Below are 19,901 nucleotides of genomic sequence, written 5' to 3'. Positions count from 1 at the left end.
TCCGAGGGAATCGCCGATGTCGCCCTTTTCCTGGCGAGTGACGCTGCGTTGAACCTCGTCGGCGCGGTGCTGCTCGCCAACGGCGGTCGATCACGACCTGACCGGCCGCCGGCCCAGCGTCGCCTCGCTGTGGTCCGAGGCATGCGAATCAACTCGGGCGCGGGTGTTGCTCGCCCTGGGCGCGACACTTACAGTTCATGAATTGAGTTCAGTTTGAAATGTGCTCGGGTGACGCTGAGGTACGGGCGCGCAGGCGCCCGGCGCGAGGAGACGGTCGACGTGGATCAGGTCCTGCTCGTGCTGGTGAGCGGTCTCGCCAGTGGTGCGGTGTACGGCTTGATGGGCATCGGGCCAGTGATCATTATCGGGCGGCGGACGTGGTGAACTCCGAGCTGGCGAGCTTGGCGACTGTCGGGCTGTACGCGTCGCTGTCGCCATACGACAGCGGCCTGCCGCTGCTTCTGGCTGCCGTGGCAGCCATCGCCGTGACCGTGGTGGTTGGCTTGCCCGCCCGTGAAACGGTGATCAGGCCGCTCACACAGGGGGAGTTGCTTTCGGCGCTCGTCATGACCATGGGCCTCTCGCTCATCGCCGAGAGCGTCATCAGTACGATCTGGGACGATCGGCCGGGGCTGTTCCCGAGCCTGGTGGAGGGATCCGTCTCGCTGACGGACTCGGCGATACCGACGCAGAGTCTGCAGACCATCGTCGTCGCGGTCGTCGCGGTCGTCGCGGCGGCGTCGGTGGCGTGTCTCTTCGGACGCACGACCATTGGTTCTGCTGTGCGCGCCGTCGCCGAGTCCGCCGACCCCGCGCAGATCCTCGGCCTTGGTTCGCAGCCCGTCACCCGGATCGCCCGGGCTCGGCCTCGCCGCGCTCGCCGCCTTCCTCTACGCGCCCCGGGCCGGACTGCTGCCGACGGTGCGCGGCGCACCGCTGTTCCGCGCCTTCGCCGGGATCTTCCCCGGCGGTCTGACCAGCATGTACGGCGCCGTCGCCGGTGTGCTGACAGTCGGTGTGCTGACGCCTGCGCGGGCGCCCTCGTATCAGCCCTCGTCTTCGGCCTGACAGCCGCGGACACCGCCACCGACATGACACACGGTTCGTGACCGGACCGTTCGCGACACCATCACCGCCACGCGGGAGGGAAAAGATGACAGCCATCGACCACCAGGCCTTCTTCATCGACGGGTCGTGGAGAGCGGCCGAAAGCACGGACCACTTCGATGTCGTCTCGCCGAGGTCGGAGCAGCGCATCGGACGGGTCCCGGCCGCCTCGAAAGAGGACATCGACGCCGCCGTCGCCGCGGCCAGGCAGGCGTTCGACGAAGGGGAGTGGCCCCGGCTCACCCCGGCGGAGCGAGCCGACTGGCTCTCCCGCCTGGCGGCCGGGATCGAGAAGCGGCGGACCGAGCTTGCCGAGCTGATCACCGAAGAGCTCGGCTGCACCTTGTTCCTGTCGCAGGTCTACCAGGTGGTGTCGCCCGTCATGAGCTTCAACTACGCCGCGGAGGTCGGCCGAAGTCTGCAGACCGCCGAGGTGCGCATCAGCGACCTCTCTCCCTTCGCGGGCAGGTCGGCAGGAGGAGGCATCATTCCCATGGCCGGGTCCAGCCTGGTCGTCAAGGAGCCCGTCGGCGTGGTTGCCGCCTTCCCCGCGTACAACTTCGCGCTCGCGGCGGTTGGGCAGAAGGTCGGACCGGCGCTCGTCGCGGGGTGCACCGTCGTCGTCAAGGTCCCCGAACCCAACCCTCTGGCGATATTCGTCGTCGGTGAGATCTGTGCGGAGATCGGTCTGCCTCCCGGCGTCCTCAACATCGTCGCGGCCCGCGCACAGGAGTCCGAGTACCTGGTGCGCCACCCCGGTGTGGACATGGTCAGTTTCACCGGCTCGGCCGAGGTCGGTGCCAAGATCGCGGCAGCCTGTGGTGAGCTCATCCGGCCGTGTGTGCTGGAGCTCGGCGGCAAGTCCGCCGCCATCGTTCTCGAGGACGCGAAGATGGAGGACGTCCTTCCCGCCCTGGTCGGGGCCAGCGTCGGCACCAACTCCGGCCAGAACTGCGCGGCCCAGACACGACTGCTGGTTCCCGAGTCCCAGTACCGCGCTTATGCGCAGGCCCTGGCCGATGCTTTCGCCTCGCTCAAGACCGGCGATCCCATGGAAGCCGACACGGCGGTCGGCCCGCTGGTCACGTCGCATCAGCGTGACCGGGCCGAGTACTACGTGGATGTGGCCCGCAAGGAGGGCGCGACGATCGCCTGTGGCGGTCGTCGGCCGTCGCGGCTGCAGCGTGGGTGGTACTACGAGCCGACACTGGTCACCGATGCGCACAACGGGATGAGGGTGTCGCGGGAGGAAATCTTCGGACCTGTTGCCTCGCTCATCCCTCACCGAGGCGAGGACGATGCCGTCCGTATCGCCAACGACAGCGAACTGGGCCTGGGGGGATCCGTGTTCACGGCGGACACGGCACACGGGTTCGAGATCGCCCGACGTGTGCGCACGGGCACCTTCTCGGTCAACACCTTCGCGGCCGACCTGGGATCCGCGTTCGGCGGGTTCAAGAAGTCGGGCCTGGGCCGTGAGCACGGTCCGGACGCCGTACAGGAGTACCTGCTGACGAAGACGATCTCGATCGACCCGAGCGGCGACCTTCCCGAGTCGGTGACCCGGAACGTTCCGCACGGAACCGGACCTGGGACGCACTGACCCGTCTTCTCGCCGCCTGACCGCGCCCCGGCGGCAAGGCGACCACCGGACCGTTCCATCAGGTTCCTGCTTTGGAGACCCCCATGCACCTTCGGCACCCCCAGATCGACCCCCAGCTGCTGTCCGAGACCGAGGAACAACAAGAACTCCGCGCCGTGCTGCAGGACTTCTTCACCGAAGTGAGCGGGCCCGAGGAGGTACGCAAGCAGCTGGCCACCCCGCGCGGATACGACGAGACGCTATGGGCGCGGCTCGCAGGCGAGATCGGGGTGCACGGGCTGGCGATTCCCGAGGAGTACGGCGGGTCGGGCTTCACCTTCGCGGAACTCGCCGTGGCGCTGGAGGAGTCCGGACGGGCGCTCTACTGCGCGCCACTGCTGCCCACCGTGGTCCTCGCCGCGCACGCGCTGTTGAACAGCGGGGACCGGCAGGCGTGCGAGCGCTATCTGCCACGGATCGCGGACGGCACGCTCACCGCGACGGTGGCCGGTTTCCACGAGAACGAGCCCGGTGTCAGCGCGGATCGCGGTGGCTTCGGCTGGGTACTGCGCGGCGCGGCGGACTTCGTCCTCGACGGGGCCGGTGCGGAGGTGATCGTGGTGCGGGCCCGAACGGCCGACGGCGTACGGCTGTTCGCCTGCGAGCCGGCGACGGACACCTGCCTGCGAACACCGCGCCGCGTGCTGGACGGGACGCGCCGCCAGGCACGGGTGGAGTTCCGTGACGCACCCGCCACACCCGTGGGTGAGTCGGGTCAGGTGACGACGACCCTCGACGCCGGGCGAGCCGCCCTCGCTGCCGAGCAGGTCGGCGGCAGCGGCCACGCACTGGACGCCACGGTCGAATTCGTCGCGCAACGGCACCAGTTCGGGCGCCCCATCGGCTCCTTCCAGGCGGTCAAGCACCGGCTGGCCGATGTCCTGGTGGCGCTGGAGGCGGCACGCTCGGCATCCGCGTACGCGACCGCCTGCGTGGCCATCGCCTCGCCGCAGCTGCCGCTGGCCGCGAGCGCCGCCGCCGCGGTCTGCGGCGAGACCTTCGGCCTGGCCACCGCGGAGTACGTCCAGCTGCACGGGGGGATCGGCTTCACCTGGGAGCATCCGGCACACCTGTACGTGCGCCGGGCGCGCAGCGGCGCGGTGCTGTTCGGCACCGCGGACCAGCACCGCACCCGACTCGCCGAACTCCTCGGACTCGCCGGCCGATCCGCCGCCTGAGCCGTGAGGAAAAGCGACATGACGCAACACACCGATCCGGTCCCCTGATCACGGTCGGTCCCACGCCGTACGAGGGAGCCGGCCGCTGGACATCCAGCGGCCGGCTCCCTCGTACGCGTACCTCAGGCGTCGTACTGGTAGAACCCGCGGCCGCTCTTGCGGCCCAGATGACCCGCGGCGACCATCCGCCGCAGCAGCGGGGGAGCGGCGTACAGCGGCTCCTTGAACTCCTCGTACATCGACTCGGCGACGGCCTGCGCCGTGTCCAGGCCGATCAGGTCCAGCAGCCGCAGCGGGCCCATCGGGTGGGCGCAGCCCAGCTCCATACCGCTGTCGACATCCTCGGGGCGGGCCGCGCCGGACTCGACCATGCGGATCGCGGCGAGCAGATAGGGCACCAGCAGCGCGTTGACCACGAAGCCCGAGCGATCGGGTGCCTGGATGACCTCCTTGCCGAGGCGGTCGGCGACGAAGGCGCGGGCGCGGGCCGCGGTGTCGGCGCTGGTGGTGAGGGCGGGAATGACCTCGACCAGCTTCTGTACCGGCACGGGGTTGAAGAAGTGCAGGCCCACGACCTGGGAGGCCCGGTCGGTGGCGACGGCGAGGTCGACGACGGGGATCGAGGAGGTGTTGGTGGCGAGGACGGCGTCCGGGTCGGCGATCACCTTGTCCAGCTGACGGAAGATCTCGAGTTTCACCTCGCGGTTCTCGGCGACGGCCTCGATGACGAACTGCCGGTCGGCCAGCTCCCCGAGGTCGTGGGTGAAGGCGAGCCGGGCCAGCGCCTGGTGGCGTTCGGCCTCGGTGAGCTTTCCGCGCCGCAGACCGCGGTCCAGCGAGGCGGTGACGCGGGCACGGCCGGCGGCGGCCAGCCCGGGACTTGACTCGGCGACGGTGACATCGAGGCCGCGCAGCGCGGCGACCTCGGCGATGCCGGAGCCCATGAGACCGCAGCCGACGACTGCGAGACGTGAGATGTCTGACATGAAGTTCCTTCCCTGGTCGGGTGGTTGGGAGGGGGAGAAGGGGCGTCGATCCGGTCAGACGTTGCGCCGGTAGGCACCGCCCACCTCGAAGAACGCCTCCGTGATCTGCTGCAGTGAGCAGACGCGCGAGGCGTCCATCAGCACGGCGAAGACGTTGTCGCCGCTGGTGGCGGCGCGCTTGAGGTCGGCGAGGGCCACGCGGGCCGCGTCCTGGTGGCGGGCCTGGAAGTCGTGGACGCGGGTGAGCTGGGACTGCTTCTCCTGCTCGGTGGCGCGGGCGAGTTCGACGACCGGTGCGGCCTGCCCGTCCTCGGCGTTCGGGTTGCGGAAGGTGTTGACGCCGATGATCGGCAGCGTTCCGTCGTGCTTGCGCTCCTCGTACAGCATCGACTCGTCCTGGATACGGCCCCGCTGGTAGCCGGTCTCCATCGCGCCGAGCACACCGCCGCGCTCGCTGATCCGCTCGAACTCGGTCAGCACCGCCTCCTCCAGCAGATCGGTGAGTTCGTCGATGACGTACGAGCCCTGCAGCGGGTTCTCGTTCATCGCCAGGCCCCACTCGCGGTTGATGATCAGCTGGATGGCGAGCGCTCGGCGGACGGACTCCTCGGTGGGGGTGGTGACCGCCTCGTCATAGGCGTTGGTGTGCAGGCTGTTGCAGTTGTCGTAGAGCGCGAGGAGCGCCTGCAGTGTGGTGCGGATGTCGTTGAAGTCCATCTCCTGGGCGTGCAGGGAGCGGCCCGAGGTCTGCACGTGGTACTTCAGCTTCTGGCTGCGCTCGTTCGCCCCGTAACGGTCGCGCATCGCCACCGCCCAGATCCGGCGGGCGACCCGGCCGAGCACCGAATACTCCGGGTCCATGCCGTTGGAGAAGAAGAACGACAGGTTCGGCGCGAAGTCGTCGATGTCCATGCCGCGGGCCAGGTACGACTCGACGTAGGTGAACCCGTTGGCGAGCGTGAACGCGAGCTGGCTGATGGGGTTCGCCCCGGCCTCGGCGATGTGGTAGCCGGAGATGGAGACCGAGTAGAAGTTGCGTACGTCCTGCTCGATGAACCACTCCTGGATATCGCCCATCATGCGCAGACTGAACTCCGTGGAGAACAGGCAGGTGTTCTGTCCCTGGTCCTCCTTGAGGATGTCGGCCTGTACGGTGCCGCGCACACCGCGCAGCACCTCGGCCCGGATCTCCCGGGCCTCCTGGGGACCGGGCGCGTGGCCATGCTCGGCGGCGTACGCGTCGAGCCGCTGGTCGATCGCGGTGTTCAGGAAGAACGCGAGGATCGTCGGCGCCGGGCCGTTGATCGTCATGGAGACGGAGGTGGTGGGCGCGACCAGGTCGAAGCCCTCGTACAGCGCCTTCATGTCCTCCAGCGTCGCCACCGAGACACCCGAGGTGCCGACCTTGCCGTAGATGTCGGGGCGTTCGTCGGGGTCGCGGCCGTAGAGCGTGACGGAGTCGAAGGCCGTGGACAGGCGGGTCGCCTCGCCGCCCTGGGACAGGAGCTTGAACCGGCGGTTGGTACGGAACGGATCGCCTTCCCCGGCGAACATCCGCGCCGGGTCCTCGCCCTCCCTCTTGAAGGGGAACACCCCGGCCGTGAACGGGAACGAGCCCGGCAGGTTCTCCTCCCGCAGGAACCGCAGCAGCTCCCCGTGGTCGGCGTACCGCGGCAGCGCCACCCGCGGGATCCGGCTGCCCGAAAGGGACGCGCGCACCAGGCGGGTGCGCAGCTGACGGCCGCCCACGGTGACCACCAACTCGTCCCCGCCATAGGCCTGTACGGTCTCGGGCCACTGCCTCAGTGCGCGCCGGGCACCCTCGCCGAGCCGCTCCTGCGCCTCGTCGAGCAGCCGGTCGACGTCGGTCGTCGGCGCCGCCGCGCCCGCCAGTTCGTCGCGGACGGCGGTCAGTCGCTGCACCCGCCGGGCGCCTTCGGCCTGTTCGAGGGTGTGCGCATGGTACGTACGCACCGTCTCGGCGATGTCCCCCAGATAGCGTGCCCGGGACGGGGGCACGATCTGCGCCGCGCCGCTGGAGTGACGCACCGACACCTCGGGCAGGGCGCCGGGCCTCGTCGGCATGCCGCGCTCGCCGAGCAGTTCGCGCAGGTGCTGGTAGAGCGCGGTGACTCCGTCGTCGTTGAAGGTGGCGGCGCTGGTGCCGAAGACCGGCATCTCCTCGGGGCGGGAGCCGAATGCCTCCCGGTTGCGGACGAGTTGCCGTCCGACGTCGCGCAGCGCGTCCTGGGCGCCGCGCCGCTCGAACTTGTTGATGGCGACGACGTCCGCGAAATCGAGCATGTCGATCTTCTCGAGCTGGGAGGCCGCACCGAACTCCGGTGTCATGACGTACAGCGACACATCCGCGAAGGGCACGATCGCCGCGTCTCCCTGGCCGATGCCGGGTGTCTCGACGATGACCAGGTCGTAGCCCGCCGCCTTGCACGCGGTGATCGACTCGCCGAGTCCTTCGGGGAGTTCACCGCTGCCGCGGGTGGCCAGTGAGCGGAAGAGGACGCGCTCGCCGTCGAGGGAGTTCATGCGGATGCGGTCGCCGAGCAGGGCGCCGCCGCCACGTCGGCGGGTCGGGTCCACGGCCAGTACCGCCACCCGCAGCGCGTCTCGCTGGTCGGTGCGGAGTCGGCGGATGAGTTCGTCGGTGAGCGAGGACTTGCCGGAGCCGCCCGTGCCGGTGATGCCGAGCACCGGTACTTGGCGCGCGGTGGCCGCCTTCTCCAGCGCCCGCAGGTCCGCGGCTGGCACCGCCTCGGCCGCGGCCCCGGACAACAGCCGTGCCAGTGCCGGGCGTTCACCCGCCAGCACCCGCCCGATCTCGGCGGGCGACTCCTCCCACGGCGCGGTGTCGCAGGCCTCGATCATCGACCGGATCATCCCGGCCAGGCCGAGCCGCTGCCCGTCCTGCGGCGAGAAGATCCGCACGCCGGCCCGCGACAACCGCTCGATCTCCTGCGGCACGATCACCCCGCCGCCCCCGCCGAACACGCGCACCTGCCCGGCGCCGCGCTCCCGCAACAACTCCACCAGGTATTCGAAGTATTCGATGTGACCGCCCTGATAGGAGCTGACGGCGACCCCTTGCACGTCCTCTTCCAGGGCGGCGTCCACCACCTCGCTCACGGAGCGGTTGTGCCCGAGGTGGATCACCTCCGCGCCCTGCGCCTGCAGGACGCGCCGCATGATGTTGATCGACGCGTCATGACCGTCGAAGAGGCTCGAGGCGGTCACGAAGCGGACGGGATGCTGAGCGCGGTACGACCGCGCCGCCACGTCGCCGGCGGACATGTGCACTCCAGACTGCCCCCTCTCGCGTCGGCAGGGGGCGGATACGGGTTGGACCGGGTCGCGGCCGCGGGCCTGACAAGGGAGTAACCGGGCAGGGGAGGCCGGCAGGAGCAGACCCTCTCCATATTGAACCGAAGTAGGTGCGGGTCTCAAGCATTCTATTGAAGTCAGTTCAGTTTGCTGGCAGTCTCGGCAGTGTCCGCCGGAAGCGATGTGGAGGAGGGGCGATGCTGGCCGCCAGACTGTACGGAGCCAAGGATCTGCGGGTCGAGGAGATGCCCGAACCCGAGCCGGGGCAGGGCGAGGTGAAGATCCGCGTGGCGTACGCGGGGATCTGCGGCACCGATGTGCACGAGTACTTCGAGACGCCTCGTGCCACGCACGAGCCCAACCCGCTGACCGGCGCCACCCTGCCGCAGACGTTGGGGCACGAGTTCGCCGGGACCGTGGTGGCCTGCGGCGAAGGGGTCGACCGGGTCGCGCCCGGGGCCCGCGTCTGCGTGCGGCCGATCCGCACCTGCGGGGTATGTCCACGGTGCGCGGCCGGACTGTCCCATCTGTGCACGGCCCTGGCGGCGATCGGGGTGACCGCCCCCGGTGGCGGACTCGCCCAGTACGTGGTCGTGCCGGCCGACGCCGTGTATCGGCTGCCCGACGGGCTTTCGCTGGAACAGGGCGCCCTGGTCGAGCCCATGGCGGTGGGCCTGAACGCCGTGGAGCGGGCCGGTGTGCGCGGCGGCGGCAGCGCCCTGGTGACGGGTGCGGGTGCGGTCGGCATGGGCGCGCTGTTCGCGCTCAGGGCACACGGCGTCCACGACGTGCTCGTGGTGGAACCCTCGCCGTCCCGCCGTGCGGCCGCCCGGCGGCATGGCGCCCGCGTACTCGATCCGGGCGCGGTCGACGTCGTCGAGCAGGTGATGAGCCACACCCGCGGCCGGGGCGTGGACGCCGCCATCGAGTGCTCGGGCCGGCCGGAGGCGCTGGACGCCGCCATCCGCTCCGTGGCCGCCCGGGCGCCGGTCGTGATGGTCGCTCTGTACTCGGGCCCGGTCGCCATCGACGCCTCCGTCGTACGCCTGGCCGAACTCGCCCTGCTGGGCTGCGAGGCGTACCCCGACGGCGTCTTCGAGCGCGTCATCGAGCACATGGCGGCCGGGCACTACCCGACGGACGGCTGGCTCGACCACATCCCGCTCGGCGACACCCTCGCGGGGCTGCACGACGTCCGCGACGGACGACGGGTCAAGGTTCTCGTCGACATCCCGGCGGACAGCGCGAGTTGACCGGGGTGCGGGCCCAATGCCCGTTCGGAGCATGTAGTTGAACCAACTTCGATCTGAGGGTTGACACTGGATCACCACCTCCCCAGACTCGTAGTGAATTCAGTTCAGTTTAATGGAGGGATCGGAAATGGCAGTGGAAGACGAGATCCAGTTCGAGCGTGACGGCCATGTCGCCCGTGTCTGGCTCAACCGCCCGTGGAAGAAGAACTGCGTCACGGTGCCGATCCTGGACCGGCTCGACGAGATCATCACCGAGGTCGACGAGGACCCCGAGCTGCGGGTCCTGGTGTTCCGCGGCCGCGGTGGCACCTTCTGCTCGGGCTTCGACCTCGACAGCCTGAAGGCGGACTACGTCGGCAAGTCGAACGCCATCGACGTCGCGGTCAAGTCCGCGAAGGTGTGCGACCGCCTCTACTCGATGAAGACCCCCTCGGTCGCGGTCCTGGAAGGGCACGTCACCGCCGGCGGTTTCGAGATCATGATCTCCTGCGACTTCGCGATCGCCGCGGACGACGCCAAGATCGGTGACTTCCACATCCGCCGCGCGCTGTTCGGCGGCGCCGGCCCGATCTACCGGGTGCCGCGCATGATCGGCATCCGCAAGACCAAGGAGCTGATGCTCACCGGCAAGCTGCTCTCCGGTATCGAGGCCGCCGAGTTCGGCCTGATCAACAAGTCCGCTCCGGCCGACAAGCTGGACGAGACGGTCCAGGACTTCATCGGTGACCTCATCGACAAGAGCCCGTTCACGATGTGGCTCACCAAGATGACGATCGACCGGAGCCTGGACGCCGACACCCAGTCGCTCATGGTGATGGAGCACCTCGCCGTGGGCGTGGCGCTCAACTCCGAGGACGCCAACGAAGGCGTCTCCGCGTTCCTGGAGAAGCGCGAACCCAAGTGGCAGGGGCGCTGATCCGGATGACCACGGTTCCGCGGAGTCCGGCCGCCGGGCTCCAGGGCTCACGCTGCCCCAGCTGCTCGGTGGTGGTCCACCCCGCGGACGAGGTGTGCCCGCGCTGCGGGGGGCCGGCCGAACCGGCGGTTCTCCAGGGCGCGGGCACCCTGTGGACCTGGACGGTCCAGCGGTACGCGCCCAAGTCCCCGCCCTACCAAGTCCCGCCCGGCGGCTTCGAGCCGTTCGCGGTCGGATACGTCGAGCTGGCGGAAGGCGTACGCGTCGCCGCCGTGATCGAGGTCGACGACTTCGACCGGATCCGGATCGGCATGCCCCTCACGCTGACCGCCGGCGACGGGGTGCCGCGGGCCAGGCCCACGCGCACCGGCGAGGAGGAATCATGAGCACGGACGTTCTGATCTGCGGAGCCGGACGCACCCCGTTCGGCCGGTCGGAGGCGAGCGGCCGTCAGCTGGCCGTCAGCGCGGTGAACGCCGCGCTGACGGACGCCGGCGTCGAGTGGTCCCGGGTGCGGGCCGCGTTCGGCGGCAGTGACAGCGCCGGCCTCGCCGACACCCTGGTGGCCGAACTCGGCCTGACCGGGCTGCCGTTCGTGAACGTGAAGAACGGCTGCGCGACCGGCGGCAGCGCGCTGATCTCCGCCGTGAACGCGATCCGCTCCGGCATGGCGGACGTCGTACTCGCCGTCGGCTTCGACAAGCACCCGCGCGGCGCCTTCGACCCGCGGCCCCAGGACTGGGGCCTGGGCGAGGAGTACGGCAGCGACGGACTGATGGTGACCACGCAGTTCTTCGGCATGAAGATCCAGCGCTATATGCACGACCACGGGATCACCCCGAAGACCCTCGCGCTGGTCGCCGAAAAGGCCTACCGCAACGGTGGCCTGACCCCCGAGGCATGGCGGCGGGACCCGGTGTCCGCCGCGGAGATCCTCGAATCCGGCATGGTCAGCGATCCACTGACCCGCTTCATGTTCTGCTCCCCGGGGGCGGGCGCGGCCGCGCTCGTGCTCTGCTCGCCCGAGGTCGCCCGCACCCTGGACGGCCCCTCGGTCACCCTGCGCTCCGCGGCCGTACGCACCCGGCGCTTCGGCTCGTTCGAGGTGTTCAGCCCCTGGATCCCCGGGGGCGAGCCGACCAGCGTCAGCCGCGATGCCTCGGCCGCCGCCTTCGAGGAGGCGGGTATCGGCCCCGGCGACGTCGACGTCTGCCAGCTGCAGGACACCGAGAGCGGCGCCGAGGTCATGCACATGGCCGAGTGCGGATTCTGCGAGGACGGCGAACAGGAGCGGCTGATCGCCTCCGGCGCCACGGAGATCGGCGGCACGCTGCCGGTCAACACCGACGGCGGCTGCATCGCCAACGGCGAACCCATCGGCGCCTCGGGGCTGCGTCAGGTCTACGAGGTCGTCCAGCAGCTGCGCGGCCGGGCCGGGGAGCGTCAGGTCCCCGGGGAGCCCAGGATCGGCTTCACCCATGTGTACGGCGCGCCGGGCGTGAGCGCCTGCACGGTGCTGTCCCGCTGAATGCCCTGCTGAGCCCAGGTGGAGGAAGAGATGAGCGGTGTCCCGGAACCCGAGGAGTTCCACGCCGAGGCCCGGCGGTGGCTCGCGACGGTCGCCCGGCCGCGCGCCGTCGACGGGGAGTGGGGCAGTGGCTCCGACTCCGTCGCCGTGTTCGAGAACCGGACCGAGGAGCAGGAACGCGAGCACACCGCGCGCACCCAGGAGTGGGAACGCACTCGCTACGACCAGGGGTGGGGTGCGCTCAACTGGCGGGCGGCGTACGGGGGACGTGACCTGCCCGCCTACTACGAGCAGCTCTACCGCTCCGAAGAAGCGGCCTTCGACGTGCCCCACCGCACCGAGATCTTCCCGGTGACGCAGCAGCTCGTCGCCCCCGCGATCGGCATCTGGGGCACCGAGGAGCAGAAGCGGCGATGGCTGCGCCCCATGCTGCGCACCGACGAGCTGGCCTGCCAGCTGTTCTCGGAGACCGAGGCCGGCTCCGACCTCGCCGCGGTACGGACCAGGGCGGTGCGCGACGGTGACCACTGGGTGCTGCAGGGGCACAAGGTGTGGACCTCCGGGGCCACGGTCGCGACGTGGGGCGTCGCGGTGTGCCGTACGGACCCCGACGTACGCAAGCACGCCGGCATCACCGTGTTCCTGGTGCGCCTGGACGCCCCGGGTGTGACCGTACGGCCCATCCGGCAGATGACCGGCGGTGCCAGCTTCAACGAGGTCTACCTCGACGGTGTGGTCGTGCCCGACGCCGACCGGCTCGGACCGGTCGGCGAAGGCTGGCGGGTCACGCTCAGCGTGCTGGCCGCCGAACGCCTCGACTCCGGCAACCTCGGCCTGGACAACGCCGACAAGGCGCTGGAACTGGCCCGGAACCTGCCCCGCCCGCTCACCGGCGGCGAACAGCAGCGGGCCGCCGACCTCCACGTCCGCGCCCTCGTCCAACGGCTCATCGGGCTCAGGGTGACCGGCGCCCTCGTCGCCGGACGTGAGCCCGGCGCGGAAGCCTCGGTCGGCAAGCTGTACGCCACCGAGACCATGCGACGCACCAGCGATCTGGTGTCCGAACTGCTCGGCCCGCGCCTCGTCGCGGACACGGGGGAGTGGGGCACCTACGCCTGGACGGAGCACCTGCTCGGAGCACCCGGATACAGCATCGCGGGCGGTACCGACGAGATCCAGCACAACATCCTCGCCGAGCGCGTGCTCGGCCTGCCCAAGGAGCCCGTCCGATGAGCACGGCCACGCACGTGTCGGAGCTGGCGGCGCGGGTCCGCGGCCGGCTCGCCACCCGGCAGCCCGCCGCGACGATCGGGCAGTTGAAGCCCCTGCCCGGGGGCCATTCGGGGCTGACGTACTCGGTCACGGCAGGCGACGCGAAGTACGTCGTCAAGGCGGTACCTCCGGGGGAGCGACCCATCGGGCGCAACGACGTGCTGCGCCAGGCGCGGGTGCTGGGCGCGCTGGCCGGATCCGCGGTACCGGTGCCGGGCGTCGCCGTCGTCGACGCGGCGCGACCCGCCTGGTTCGCGATGGACTTCGCGGCCGGGGAGGCCGTCGAGCCGGTACTCGACGAGCCCGAGGTGCCCGCCGCGACGGCACGTGCCCGCATGCTGGAGATCGCCTCCGTGCTGCGGCGACTGCACGAGACCGACACCCGTACGCCGGGGCTCGACGCGCCCGAGCCGCTCGACGCGGCCGGTGAGCTGGCCCGGTGGAGCCGCACTCTGCACGCCGTACCGGACGAACTGCGCCCGGGAGGCGAGGAGTTGTTGAAGCGCCTCGCCGACGACGTGCCCGCCGGCCTTCCGCCCGTGTTGCTGCACGGTGACTTCCGGCTCGGCAACGTGCTGTGCGTCGGAGAGCGCCCGGTGGCGGTCGTCGACTGGGAGATCTGGAGCGTCGGCGACCCGCGCATCGACCTCGGCTGGTTCCTGCTCTTCGCCGACCACCGCAACTTCCCCCGGCTGGGCCGCGCCGTGCCCGGCCTGCCCACCGAGGCCGAACTGCTGGACACCTACCTCGACGGCCGGCCCGCGCTGCCCGCCATGGACTGGTTCCGGGCGCTGGGCCGCATGAAGATGGCCGCGATCATGGGCCACAACCTGCGCCGGCACCGCGAGGGCAAGCACCACGACCCGGACCAGGAGCGGTTGCCGCCCACCATCGCCGCGATGATGCGCACGGCGCGGGACATCCTCGGCTGATCGAGGCGAGCACGACAGGGCCCTGGACCGACCACAGACCACCGCACTTGGGACGTACGCCGGGCCGAGCGTTCGGCGAAGAGGAGCAATCGTGGATTTCGGATTCTCGCCACGGGCGAGTGAACTCCAAGGCCGCATGCGGTCGTTCATGGAGCAGCACGTCTTCCCGGCGGAAGCCGTCTACGACCGGCAGCTCGCCGAGGCGGACGACCCGCACGCGCTGCCGCCGGTGATGACCGAGCTGAAGGAGAAGGCGCGCGCCGAGGGCCTGTGGAACCTCTTCATGGCGCACGGCGACTGGGGGGCGGGGCTCACCAACCTCGAATACGCGCCGCTCGCCGAGCTGGCGGGCCGCTCCATCATCGGGCCCGAGGTGTTCAACTGCTCGGCACCCGACACCGGCAACATGGAACTGCTCGCGCTGTACGGCACGCCCGAGCAGCAGTCGCGCTGGCTGCGGCCCCTGCTGGAGGCCGAGATCCGCTCCTGCTTCGCGATGACCGAGCCCGAGGTCGCCAGTTCCGACGCCCGTAACATCCAGACGCGCATCACCCGCGACGGCGACAGCTACGTCGTCAACGGCCGCAAGTGGTACACCTCCGGGATCCTCGACCCCGACTGCAAGCTGATCATCCTGATGGGCAAGACCGACCCGGACGCGCCCACCTACCGGCAGCAGAGCATGCTGCTCGTCCCCCGTGACACCCCGGGGGTCACCGTCCTGCGCGACCTGCCCATGTTCGGCTACACCGACCGGTGCGGGCACGGTGAGGTGCTCTTCGAGAACGTCCGGGTACCGGTGGAGAACATCCTCGGAGGCGAGGGAGAGGGCTTCGCACTCGCCCAGGGACGGCTCGGCCCGGGGCGGATGCACTACGCGATGCGCGCCGTCGGCTTCGCCGAACGCGCCCTGCGGCTGATGTGCGAGCGCGTGAGCGCGCGCGTCGCCTTCGGCGGGCCGCTCGCCGACCAGGGCGTGGTGCGCGAGTGGATCGCCCGCAGCCGCATCGAGATCGAGCAACTGCGCCTGCTCGTCCTGAAGTCGGCCTGGCTGATGGACACCGTCGGCAACGCCGCCGCCCGCACGGAGGTCGCCGCGATCAAGGTGGCAGCGCTGGAGGTCGCCCACAAGGTGGTCGACCGCGCGGTCCAGGCGCACGGCGCGGCGGGGGTCAGCGACGACACCGTACTGGCCCGGCTGTACGCCATCACGCGGGCGCTGCGCATCGCGGACGGCCCCGACGAAGTGCATCTGCGGACAGTCGCCCGCCAGGAACTCGCCCAGTACGAGAAAACCGGCCCGAAGGCCGAGCATCGGACGACCGACACGAAGGCAGGGGCAGCGTGAGCGCCAACACCCTCGACGGCAAGGTGGCCGTCATCACCGGCGGATCCCGCGGCATCGGCCTCGGCATCGCCACCGCCTACCGGACGGCCGGCGCGCATGTCGTGATCGCCGCACGCAAGGCCGCGGGGCTCAGCGAGGCACGTGAGGAACTGCTGCGCGTCAAAGGCGACGGCGACATCCACACGGTGGTGGCCAACGCCGGCGAACCCGACCAGGCCGAGGCCTGCGTCGAGGACACCATGACCCGCTTCGGCCGGGTCGACATCCTCGTCAACAACGCGGCCACCAACCCCTACAACGGCGACCTGCTCGACCTGGACCTGCCGCGAGCGGAGAAGACGGTCCGCGTCAACCAGTACGGAATGATCGCCTGGACGCGGTGCGCCTGGCGGGCTTGGATGGCCGAGCACGAGGGAGCGGTGATCAACATCGCCTCCGTCGGCGGGCTGATCGTCGACCCCCACATCGGCTACTACAACGCCACCAAGGCCGCCATGCTCCACATGACCCGACAGCTCGCCTACGAACTCGGGCCGCGGGCAAGGGTGAACGCCATCGCCCCCGGGCTGATCAAGACGGAGCTCGCGCGTGCGGTGTGGGAGGTCCGCGAGCCCATCCTCACCGCCAAGCTGCCGATGCGGCGCCTGGGCACGGTGCAGGACGTGGCGAACGCCGCGCTGTTCCTGGCCTGTGACGCCTCCTCCTGGATGACCGGCCAGACCCTGGTGCTCGACGGCGGTGCGACCGCCCTGCCGATCGGGGTGGACGGGTGAGCGCGCCGCGACCCGCGTCCGAGCTGTTCTCGCTTCAGGGCCGGACGGCGATCGTCACCGGTGCGTCCGCGGGGCTCGGCGCACGGTTCGCCGCCGTCCTCGCCCAGGCCGGCGCCCATGTGTTCGCCGCCGCGCGCCGCATCGACCGGCTGAAGGAACTCGCCGACTTCGACGCGCGCATCCATCCGGTCGCCTGCGACGTCTCGCTGGAGGCCGACCGTACGAGGCTGGCCGAGACGGCGCTGACCACCACCGGCCGCGTCGACATCCTGGTCAACAACGCGGCCACGTCCGGCGAGACACGCGCCGAGGACGAGTCCCCGGACGCCTTCGCCGACGTCTTGGGAGTCAACCTCATCGCGCCCTTCCATCTCGCCCGGCTCATCGCCGAGGCTCCCGTTCCCGCCGACGGCCCCACCACCGGCAGGAGCGTCATCAACGTCTCCTCCATCCTCGGCCTGGTCTCCGCCGCCCCCCTCGGCGGCGCGAGCTACTCCGCGTCCAAGGCCGGACTGATCGGTCTGACCCGTGAGTTGGCCGGTCAGTGGGGCCGCAGCGGAACACGCGTCAACGCCCTGGCCCCGGGCTGGTTCCGTACCGAGATGACCGCGGACCTCTTCGGCGACGAGCGCTCCAGCCGCTGGGTCGAGCGCAACACCCTGCTGTGCCGCGGCGGCGACGGTCACGAGCTGGACGGCGCGCTGCTCTTCCTCGCCTCGGACGCCTCCACGTACTGCACCGGTCAGGTTCTGACCGTCGACGGCGGATGGACGGCGCGATGAGGGTCGGCATCGAGATCCACGGCGACGGCCTGGCCCACGTCACCCTGCGCCGCGGCGAGGCGGGCAACGCCATCGACCTGGAGATGGCACGCGGACTGCTGGAGGCGGCACGGGCCTGCGGCCGTGCGGGCGTCCGGGCCGTGCTGCTCACCGGCGAGGGAAAGTCCTTCTGTGTCGGCGGCGACCTCAGGGAGTTCTCGCGGCTGTCCGGCGAGGCGCTGGAGAAGCACCTCATCGCGGTCACGGAGGCGCTGCACGAGGCCCAGCGCACGTTCGCCGCGATCGACGCGCCGATGGTGGCCGCAGTGCAGGGAGCCGTCGCGGGCGCCGGCATCGGCCTGGCCGCGGCGGCCGATGTGACCCTCGCCGCCGCCGACGCCTCGTTCACCGCCGCGTACACCGGCATCGGCTATGCGCCGGACGCCGGGGTGAGCTGGTTCCTGCCCCGTCTCGTCGGACCCAAGCGGGCGCTGGACCTGCTGCTGACGAACCGTCGGATACCGGCGGCACAAGCCGCGGCGATCGGACTGGTGAGCCGGGTCGTCGCCGCCGACGAGCTGGCCGCCGAGGCCGCGCGGACGGCGGAGGCCTTGCGCCGCGGGCCCACCGCGGCCTTCGGCGTCACCCGCCGCCTTGTCGCCGCCGGCCTGACCTCGGACCTCGGCCCGCACCTGGACCGGGAGGCCCGCGCGCTGGCCGCCGCGGCCGCCTCCGACGAGGGCCGTGAGGGCGTCGCCGCCTTCCTCGACAAGCGGGCGCCCGAGTTCACACGCGTTTCCCCCCGGCCCTGACCCCCACATCCCGAACCCCAAGGAACCCACCGTGTCGGAAGCATTCATCGTCGGAGCCGTCCGCACCCCCGTCGGCCGCCGCAAGGGCGCGCTCAGCGGCGTGCACCCTGCCGACCTCGGCGCACATGTGCTGCGCGCTCTGCTGGAGCGCACCCGCGTCGACCCGGGCGCGGTCGACGACGTGTACTTCGGATGTGTCAGCCAGATCGGCGCTCAGACCGGAAACCTCGCACGCGTCGCATGGCTGTCGGCGGGACTGCCGCAGCACGTCCCCGGCGTCACCATCGACCGCCAGTGCGGCTCATCCCAGCAGGCCGTACACTTCGCCGCCCAGGCGGTCGGCTCCGGCGCCGCCGACCTGGTGGTCGCGGGCGGCGTGGAGGTGATGAGCCTGGTGCCCATCGCCAGCCCGGCGTTCGTCGGCGAACAGGCCGGCATGGGCAGCCCGTACGCGGGGGACGGCTGGCGCGAGCACTTCGGGGAGCAGGAGGTCTCGCAGTTCCGGGGGGCCGAGCTGATCGCCGAGAAGTGGGGCATCTCCCGCTCGGACATGGAGCAGTTCGCGCTCACCAGCCATCAGCGGGCGCTCGCCGCACAGGCCGACGGTGTCTTCGACGACGAGATCGTCCCGTCCTTCGGACTCACGGCCGACGAGGGCCCGCGCGCCGACACCACGCTGGAGAGGATGGCGGGCCTGAAGACCCTCACCGAGAACGGCCGGCTGACCGCCGCCGTCGCCAGCCAGATCTCCGACGGCGCCGCCGCCCTGCTGATCGCCTCCGAGGAGGCGCTGCGCCGCCACGGTCTGACCCCGCTGGCCCGCGTGCACACCATGGCCGTGGTCGGCTCCGACCCGATCCCCATGCTGACCGGCCCGATCCCCGCCACCGAGAAGGTCCTGGACAAGGCCGGGCTGTCGATCGACGAGATCGACCTCGTCGAGATCAACGAGGCCTTCGCCTCCGTCGTCCTCGCCTGGCAGAAGGAGATCGGCGCCCCCCAGGAGCGGGTCAACGCCTTCGGCGGCGCCATCGCGCTCGGCCATCCGCTCGGTGCCACGGGCGCCCGGCTCATGACCACGCTCGTTCACCAGCTGCGCAGGACCGGCGGCCGCTACGGTCTGCAGGCGATGTGCGAGGGCGGCGGCATGGCCAACGCGACCGTGCTCGAAACCCTGTGAAGAATCCGAACCGATTGGCAACTGAGTTCAACTTGGGTTTACTCTCGGTACGGACACACTGAGTGACGGCCAGGCGGGAGAGCATGACGAGGATCGTTGAACCGGAGGCGGGACCGCGGTCCAAGCGCGCGGCCATTCTCGCGGCCGCCGTGGACTGTTTCGGTGAGGCCGGCTACGAGGCCACCAAGTGGTCCACCGTGGCCGAGCGGGTCGGCATCGGACAGACCGCCCTGTATCACTACTTCGAGTCGAAGACCCACTGTCTGCTCACCATCATGCGGCTCGAACTGCAGCGCTCCCACGACCTGTTCGTCGAGGCGACCAAGGACGCCGAGGACCCCGTCGAGGCGTTGCGGGCCGCGGTCCGCGCGGCGTACGACGTCTCCCCGCACGAGGTCCTGCAGATGCGCATTCTGCAGAACCACATGGACCTCCTCTCCGGTGTGCGCCGGTCCAAGCGCGAGGAGGCCGAGCGGGTCGCGGCCCGCCAGCTGGTCCAGGTCGTCGAGCGGGACTGGACCAACCTCCTGGTGAAGGGCATGTCCCAGGGCACTTTTCCGCTCCGGGACGCGCAACTGCTGGGCGCGAGCGTGCTCGGCCTGATCGTCAGCGTGTGGCGGTGGTACCGGCCGTCCGGACCGACGCCGCTCTCGGAGATCAGCGAGCTGATCGAGGGCGCCTGCGTGCGGATGGTCGCCTCCTGATGTGCTGATGAAGTGCTTCCGCACCGCGCGGCCCCCTGACGGATATCCGTCAGGGGGCCGCTCCGCGTCCCGTGCGGATCCACGGTGATCGAGAACGTGACGAGCCATTGCCAGGCGTGTTTCCCCAGGATTAATATCTCAACTGAACTGAACTTGACTCAGTTTGACCTGGG

Annotated in this window: 17 protein-coding genes and 1 pseudogene; 16 read left to right on the top strand and 2 right to left on the bottom strand. The window is 70.5% G+C overall.

The annotated features are described in order from the left end of the window. Positions 1–218 precede the first annotated feature (218 nt). The 4 genes and pseudogenes from OG568_RS52360 to OG568_RS52345 form a co-directional block, all read left to right on the top strand. Positions 219–770, top strand: a pseudogene (locus OG568_RS52360) (hypothetical protein); the annotation flags it as partial. Positions 771–828: 58 nt separating this feature from the next. Then, complete coding sequence (locus tag OG568_RS52355; RefSeq protein ID WP_329538332.1) at positions 829–1,068, top strand: hypothetical protein; 240 nt, start codon at positions 829–831, stop codon at positions 1,066–1,068. An 85-nt stretch (positions 1,069–1,153) separates the two neighbouring features. Beyond that, entirely contained in the window at positions 1,154–2,710 is a 1,557-nt protein-coding gene (locus tag OG568_RS52350) for an aldehyde dehydrogenase (RefSeq protein WP_329537150.1), read from the top strand. A gap of 83 nt (positions 2,711–2,793) precedes the next feature. Then, positions 2,794–3,927 (top strand): acyl-CoA dehydrogenase family protein, encoded by a 1,134-nt coding sequence (locus OG568_RS52345; RefSeq protein WP_329537149.1) that lies wholly within the window; start codon positions 2,794–2,796, stop codon positions 3,925–3,927. Positions 3,928–4,049: 122 nt separating this feature from the next. On the opposite strand, the gene OG568_RS52340 is transcribed toward OG568_RS52345, so the two are convergent. Further along, positions 4,050–4,913: a 3-hydroxybutyryl-CoA dehydrogenase gene (locus OG568_RS52340; protein ID WP_329537148.1), complete on the bottom strand. Its 864-nt coding sequence runs from the start codon at positions 4,911–4,913 to the stop codon at positions 4,050–4,052. Between the two features lie 54 nt (positions 4,914–4,967). Continuing rightward, the gene (gene icmF, locus OG568_RS52335; RefSeq protein WP_329537147.1) at positions 4,968–8,219 is read right to left on the bottom strand and encodes a fused isobutyryl-CoA mutase/GTPase IcmF; all 3,252 of its coding nucleotides are present in this window, start codon (positions 8,217–8,219) and stop codon (positions 4,968–4,970) included. Between the two features lie 227 nt (positions 8,220–8,446). Here icmF and OG568_RS52330 point away from each other — a divergent pair, with 227 nt between their 5' ends. The 12 genes from OG568_RS52330 (at position 8,447) to OG568_RS52275 (ending at position 19,728) form a co-directional block, all read left to right on the top strand. Beyond that, positions 8,447–9,502 (top strand): alcohol dehydrogenase catalytic domain-containing protein, encoded by a 1,056-nt coding sequence (locus OG568_RS52330; RefSeq protein ID WP_329537145.1) that lies wholly within the window; start codon positions 8,447–8,449, stop codon positions 9,500–9,502. Positions 9,503–9,629: 127 nt separating this feature from the next. Beyond that, complete coding sequence (locus OG568_RS52325; RefSeq protein ID WP_266590450.1) at positions 9,630–10,418, top strand: enoyl-CoA hydratase/isomerase family protein; 789 nt, start codon at positions 9,630–9,632, stop codon at positions 10,416–10,418. A 5-nt stretch (positions 10,419–10,423) separates the two neighbouring features. Then, positions 10,424–10,804, top strand: coding sequence for a Zn-ribbon domain-containing OB-fold protein (locus OG568_RS52320; protein ID WP_329537144.1), 381 nt, complete (start codon positions 10,424–10,426; stop codon positions 10,802–10,804). Continuing rightward, positions 10,801–11,946 (top strand): thiolase family protein, encoded by a 1,146-nt coding sequence (locus OG568_RS52315; protein ID WP_329537143.1) that lies wholly within the window; start codon positions 10,801–10,803, stop codon positions 11,944–11,946. The genes OG568_RS52320 and OG568_RS52315 overlap by 4 nt, the downstream gene beginning before the upstream one ends. 30 nt (positions 11,947–11,976) lie before the next feature. Continuing rightward, positions 11,977–13,179 (top strand): acyl-CoA dehydrogenase family protein, encoded by a 1,203-nt coding sequence (locus OG568_RS52310; RefSeq protein ID WP_329537142.1) that lies wholly within the window; start codon positions 11,977–11,979, stop codon positions 13,177–13,179. Continuing rightward, on the top strand, positions 13,176–14,150 hold the full coding sequence (locus tag OG568_RS52305; protein ID WP_329537141.1) for a phosphotransferase family protein: 975 nt from the start codon (positions 13,176–13,178) through the stop codon (positions 14,148–14,150). Before OG568_RS52310 ends, OG568_RS52305 begins: the two co-directional genes overlap by 4 nt. Before the next feature lie 91 nt (positions 14,151–14,241). After that, the gene (locus tag OG568_RS52300) at positions 14,242–15,498 is read left to right on the top strand and encodes an acyl-CoA dehydrogenase family protein (RefSeq protein ID WP_329537140.1); all 1,257 of its coding nucleotides are present in this window, start codon (positions 14,242–14,244) and stop codon (positions 15,496–15,498) included. Next, positions 15,495–16,271 (top strand): SDR family oxidoreductase, encoded by a 777-nt coding sequence (locus OG568_RS52295; RefSeq protein ID WP_329537139.1) that lies wholly within the window; start codon positions 15,495–15,497, stop codon positions 16,269–16,271. Before OG568_RS52300 ends, OG568_RS52295 begins: the two co-directional genes overlap by 4 nt. Beyond that, entirely contained in the window at positions 16,268–17,053 is a 786-nt protein-coding gene (locus OG568_RS52290) for an SDR family NAD(P)-dependent oxidoreductase (RefSeq protein WP_329537138.1), read from the top strand. Before OG568_RS52295 ends, OG568_RS52290 begins: the two co-directional genes overlap by 4 nt. Beyond that, on the top strand, positions 17,050–17,844 hold the full coding sequence (locus tag OG568_RS52285; protein WP_329537137.1) for an enoyl-CoA hydratase/isomerase family protein: 795 nt from the start codon (positions 17,050–17,052) through the stop codon (positions 17,842–17,844). The genes OG568_RS52290 and OG568_RS52285 overlap by 4 nt, the downstream gene beginning before the upstream one ends. Positions 17,845–17,875: 31 nt before the next feature. Next, positions 17,876–19,024, top strand: a complete 1,149-nt coding sequence (locus tag OG568_RS52280; protein WP_329537136.1) for an acetyl-CoA C-acetyltransferase — start codon at positions 17,876–17,878, stop codon at positions 19,022–19,024. An 83-nt stretch (positions 19,025–19,107) separates the two neighbouring features. Then, complete coding sequence (locus tag OG568_RS52275) at positions 19,108–19,728, top strand: TetR/AcrR family transcriptional regulator (protein WP_266590468.1); 621 nt, start codon at positions 19,108–19,110, stop codon at positions 19,726–19,728. Positions 19,729–19,901: the final 173 nt, after the last annotated feature.

The sequence above is a fragment of the Streptomyces sp. NBC_01450 genome (assembly GCF_036227505.1).
Classification (GTDB): Bacteria; Actinomycetota; Actinomycetes; order Streptomycetales; family Streptomycetaceae; genus Streptomyces.
The sequence above is the reverse complement of the archived record's forward strand: the minus strand, read 5'-3'. Positions and strand labels throughout refer to the sequence as shown.